Annotated in this window: 2 protein-coding genes; both read left to right on the top strand. The window is 73.3% G+C overall.

Annotated elements, in window-relative coordinates; genetic code table 11:
* On the top strand, positions 1-625 hold a 625-nt coding region (locus HC022_RS27485; protein ID WP_167454487.1), incomplete at its 5' end, for a uroporphyrinogen-III C-methyltransferase.
* Complete coding sequence (locus tag HC022_RS27480) at positions 625-924, top strand: DUF2849 domain-containing protein (RefSeq protein WP_167454486.1); 300 nt, start codon at positions 625-627, stop codon at positions 922-924. The genes HC022_RS27485 and HC022_RS27480, both read left to right, overlap by 1 nt.
* The last annotated feature ends 62 nt before the right edge of the window (positions 925-986 follow it).

Below are 986 nucleotides of genomic sequence, written 5' to 3'. Positions count from 1 at the left end.
GGCTGCGCCGGAGGCAGAGCTGGTCTCCGTGGGCAAGAAGGGCTTCGGCCCCTCGGTGCGCCAGGAAGAGATCAACACCCGCCTCATCGAATTCGCCCGGGCCGGCGCCCGCGTGGTGCGACTGAAGGCCGGGGATCCCGGCGTCTTCGGCCGGCTCGACGAGGAGCCCGAAGCGCTCGGGGCGGCCGGCGTGCCGCATTTCGTGACCCCGGGCCTCCCCGCCGCCACCGCCGCGGCCGCAGGCATGGGCGTCTCGATGACCCGCCGCGGCCGCAACAGCGACCTGCGCCTGCTCACCGGCCACGACGTACGTGGATTCGCGGAGCAGGACTGGCGCAGCCTCGCCCGGCCCGGCGCCGTTGCCGCGATCTACATGGGCAAGCGCGCCGCGCGCTTCCTGCAGGGCCGTCTGATGATGCACGGCGCCGATCCCGCGACCCCGGTGACCGTGGTGGAGAACGTCCCGCGGGCCGGCGGGCGTCCCCTGCCCGCAGCCCTTGCCGCGCGGGCCGCCGATCTTGACGCGGCCGAGCTCGGCGGCGCCGCCGTGCTGCTGCTGGGGCTCGCCCCGCGCGACGCCGCCGCGGTGGCCTCCGCCAAATTGACCAGACAGGAGGTCTCCTGATGTCCAAGCCCTTTTCCCCCAAGGTCGTCACCGCCAATGCCCTGATCGAGGGCGACGTGATCTACCTTGCCGCCGATGACCGCTGGGTGCGCTCGCTCACCGAGGCCGAAGTGCTGACCGACGAGGCCGTGGCGCAGCTGCGTCTGCTCGACGCGTCGGCCCGCTCCGCGGAAGCGGTCGGTGTCTACCTCGCCGAGGTCGCAGACGGCCCCGACGGCCCGCAGCCGACCCACTTCCGCGAGGCGTTCCGCGCCACCGGCCCCTCGAACTACGCACACGGCAAGCAGGCCGAGGGCTGAGGCCCGAACCGCCACCCAACGCGACGAGATTTGCAGGGGTCCGAGACACCCTGCGGGAGACA

Origin of the sequence: Salipiger sp. HF18, from assembly GCF_011806505.1 — a bacterium.
GTDB lineage: Bacteria > Pseudomonadota > Alphaproteobacteria > Rhodobacterales > Rhodobacteraceae > Salipiger > Salipiger thiooxidans.
This window is presented reverse-complemented; position numbering and strand designations above follow the sequence as displayed.